At 70.1% G+C, this 4163-nt stretch carries 2 protein-coding genes; one reads left to right on the forward strand and one right to left on the reverse strand.

The genetic code is table 11. From position 1 onward, the window contains the following. On the reverse strand, window positions 1–2434 hold a 2434-nt coding region (locus H0W38_RS17840; protein ID WP_292456583.1), incomplete at its 3' end, for a monovalent cation/H+ antiporter subunit A. A gap of 177 nt (window positions 2435–2611) precedes the next feature. On the opposite strand from H0W38_RS17840, the gene H0W38_RS17845 reads away from it, so the two are divergent. Then, complete coding sequence (locus H0W38_RS17845; RefSeq protein ID WP_292456585.1) at window positions 2612–4018, forward strand: nodulation protein NfeD; 1407 nt, start codon at window positions 2612–2614, stop codon at window positions 4016–4018. The last annotated feature ends 145 nt before the right edge of the window (window positions 4019–4163 follow it).

A 4163-nucleotide genomic window follows, 5' to 3' on the forward strand; every position in this document is an offset into this window, starting at 1 on the left:
GCGCCAGGGGCAGCACCAGCCGCGCGGCGACGCGCAGCATCAGCGGCTCGGTGGCGAAGCTCCAGGGCCGGCCCTGCGGATCGCGCGCCGCGCGCCGTGCGCGCATGCCGTCGAGCAGGGCCAGCACGCCGACCGCGGCAATGCCCAGCACGGTGATCTCGCCGAAGGTGTCGTAGCCGCGGAAGTCGACCAGGATCACGTTGACCGCGTTGGTCCCGCCGCCGCCCGGCACCGACTGTTCCAGGAAATACCAGGAGATCGACTCGTGGTTGCGGGTGAGCATCAGCCAGGTCATCCAGGCCATGCCGCCGCCGCCGGCCAGGGCGAGCAGCGCGTCGCGGCCGCGCCGGCGGCGGCTGGATTCGCGCGGGCTGGTCTGCGGCAGCAGCGCCAGACCCATCAGCAGCAGCACGGTGGCAACGATGTCGACCGACAACTGGGTCAGGGCCAGGTCGGGCGCCGACAGCGCCACGAAGCCGAGCGAAGCGACCACGCCGACCACGCCGACCAGCACCACGGCGCGGAAACGGTCATGGTGGGTGGCGAGCAGCGAAGCACCCACGGTCAGCAGCAGCAGCCACACGACGATGGCCAGCGGCGGCGCCGGCATCAGCAGGCGCTCGCCCGTGCCCAGACCTTCGCCGTGGCCGAGCAGGAAGGGCCAGCAGGACACCACGATGGCCGAGCCGACCATCAGCGCTGCATGGCGCTGCAGCGAGCCGTTCTCCAGGCGGTCGGTCAGCTTGCCGGCCCAGCCGAACAGGCCGTCGACCGTGCGCGTGAAGAGCGCTTCGCCCGTCCAGCCGCGCCAGTGCCGCAGGTGCAGGTTGAAGCGACGCTGCAGCAGGATGTACATCACCACGCCGCCGACCAGCGCCACCGCGCTCATCAGCAGCGGCAGGTTCAATCCGTGCCACAAGGCCAGGTGGTACTCGGGCGGCGGCGCCCCGAGCACCGCGATGGCCGCGACGTGCACGAGCGGCCCGAAGGTCAGCGAGGGCATCAGGCCGACCACGACACAGGCCACCACCAGCAGCGCCACCGGCGCCTTCATGAACAGCGGCGGCTCGTGCGGATGCGGCTTGGGCAGGTTCTTCGGCGGCCCGTGAAAGAACACGTCGTGGATGAAGCGCAGCGAATAGGCCACCGAGCAGATGCCGCCCAGCGTGGCCGCCAGCGGCACCAGCACGCCGAAGGCGAAATCGGCCTGACGATCGACCGCCTCGGTGAAGAACATTTCCTTGGACAGGAAGCCGTTGACGAAGGGCACGCCGGCCATCGAGGCGGCCGCGATCATGGCCAAGGTGGCCGTCCATGGCATGAGCTTCAGCAGCCCACCGAGCTGGCGCATGTCGCGCGTGCCGGTTTCGTGGTCGATGATGCCGGCCGTCATGAACAGCGAGGCCTTGAAGGTCGCGTGGTTCAGGATGTGGAACATCGCCGCCACGGCCGACAGCGGCGAGGCCAGGCCGAGCAGGAACACGATCAGGCCGAGGTGGCTGATGGTCGAGTAGGCCAGCAGGGCCTTGATGTCGTGCTTGAACACCGCGACGTAGGCCCCGAACACCATGGTCGCCAGACCGACCGGCGCGACGATGGTCTCGAACATCTCGCTGCCGCTGCCGAGCACGGGGTAAAGACGCGCCAGCAGGAAGATGCCGGCCTTGACCATCGTCGCCGAGTGCAGATAGGCCGAGACCGGCGTGGGCGCGGCCATCGCCTCGGGCAGCCAGAAGTGAAACGGCCACTGCGCGCTCTTGGTGAAGCAGCCGACGAGCACGAGGCCCAGCGCGAGCGGATAGCGCGGATCGGCCTGGATCTCCGCACCCCGCCCGAGCATGGCCGAGAGATCGTAGGTCCCGGCGATCTGGCCCAGCACCACCACGCCGGCCAGCAGCACCAGCCCGCCGCCGCCGGTCATCGTGAGCGCCATGCGTGCGCCCGCGCGCGATTCTTCCTTGTGCCCCCAGTAGCCGATCAGCAGGAATGAGGAGATGCTGGTCAGCTCCCAGAACACCACCAGCAACAGCAGGTTGTCGGACAGCACGATGCCCAGCATCGCGGCCATGAAGAGCATGAGCTGCGTGTAGAACTTGCCCGCCGGGTCGTCGTGATGCAGGTAGTACGCGGCGTACAGGATGATCAGCAGGCCGATGCCGGTGATCAGCCACACGAACATCAACGCCAGACCGTCGAGGCGGAAGTTCGCGTTGAGGCCGATCGCCGGCATCCATTCGGCGTGCGCGAGCACCGTCTGCCCGGCAAAGACTTCAGGCGCCAGCGTGCTGGTGGCCGCCAGCGCCGCGGCGGTCACGGCCGCCGCCAGCCACGCGGTCAGCCGGCGCCGGCCCGGGGTGTCGCGCTGCCCGCTCCAAAAGCACAGGCCCGTGCCCAGCACCAGCGGCAGCAGCACGGTCAGGGCAAGGGCGTTCATGCGGATGAGGGCGAGACGGTGGCGAGCGAAGCGGCGGATTGTAGGAAGGCCCGGCGCAGCAGCCGCAAGCCCCGGCATTGCGCGACGGTACTGCACGGCCCCTTGACACGGCACGCGGCGACTGCTGAACCGCGATGCGGGAGAGCCGCTTGCTGGCCTGCCGGCATGAACAGGTGCGTGAAGCCCCTCGCCACCGGCTTGGCCGGCGCGCTGCTGTGGCTGGCCGCAATGCTCGGTGCGGCGCAGCCCACTGCGTCGACCGCTCGCGCTGCGGTGGTGCTGTCGGTCGATGGCGTGATCGGTCCGGCGTCGGCCGATTACGTCAAGCGCGGTCTGGCGCGCGCGCACGAGCAAGGCGCGGCTGCCGTGGTGCTGCGCATGGACACGCCGGGCGGGCTCGACACCTCGATGCGCGAGATCATCCGGGCCATCATCGCCTCGCCGATCCCGGTACTGAGTTACGTCTCACCGAGCGGCGCGCGCGCGGCCAGCGCCGGCACCTACATCCTGTATGCCAGCCACGTGGCGGCGATGGCACCGGGCACCAACCTGGGCGCGGCCACGCCGGTGCAGATCGGTGGTGGGGGCGGCGGCTCGCCGATGCCGGGCCGCGAGCCGCCCGCCTCACAGCCCAGTGGCGACGCCGCGAGCACGCCCGGTGCGGGGCGAAGCGCCTCCGAAGCCAAGGCGGTCAACGACGCGGTGGCCTACATCCGCTCGCTGGCCGACCTGCACGGCCGCAATGCCGATTGGGCCGAGCGGGCCGTGCGCGAAGCGGTCAGCCTGCCGGCCCGCGAAGCCGTGGAGCAAGGCGTCGCCGATCTGGTCGCACAGAGCATTCCCGAACTGCTCGACAAGGCGCACGGCCGCGAAGTCCGGCTCGGCGCCGGCAAGCTCACGCTGCAGACCGCGGGGCTCGAACTGCGCCGGATGGAGCCCGACTGGCGCTCGCGGATGCTCGGCGTCATCACCAACCCGAACTTGGCGCTCATCCTGATGATGATCGGCGTGTACGGGCTGCTGTTCGAGTTCATGAATCCGGGCGCGCTGGTTCCCGGCGTGGTCGGTGCGATCAGCCTGCTGATCGGCCTGTACGCGCTGTCGGCGCTGCCCCTCACATATGCCGGCGCGGCGCTGATGCTGCTGGGCTTGGCCTTGCTCGTGGCCGAGGCGTTCGCGCCCTCATTCGGCATTCTCGGCATCGGCGGGGCGGTCGCTTTCGTGCTGGGTGCCACCTTGCTGATCGATACCGAGGCGCCCGGCTACGCGCTGTCGCTGCCGCTCGTTGCCGGCCTCGCCCTGTGCGCGCTGGTTGCCAGCGTGGTCGTCGTGCGGCTCGCACTGAGTTCGCGGCGGCACCCGGTGGTCAGCGGCACGGTCGCGATGATCGGCGAGCCGGCGCGCGTGCTCGACTGGTCGGGGGGCACGGGCCACGTGCATACCGCCGGCGAACGCTGGAGCGCCAGCGGCCCGGCGGGGCTCGAGCCTGGGCAGACCGTGCGTGTGCGCGCGGTGCACGGGCTGTCCGTGGAAGTAATGACCGATGCCGATGCCGCGACACCCCGTGTCCAGGGCCGCACCTGAACGGGGCCGCGCCAGCCCTCCTTTCTCACCACCACAAGTCCTACAGGAGAACTCATCATGTCCGGTCTCGTCTACTTCGGTCCGCTCATCGCGCTGGTGCTGGTGCTGCTGGCGATGTCGGTGCGCATCCTGCGCGAATACGAAC

Origin of the sequence: Methylibium sp. (assembly GCF_013817365.1) — a bacterium.
GTDB lineage: Bacteria > Pseudomonadota > Gammaproteobacteria > Burkholderiales > Burkholderiaceae_C > Methylibium.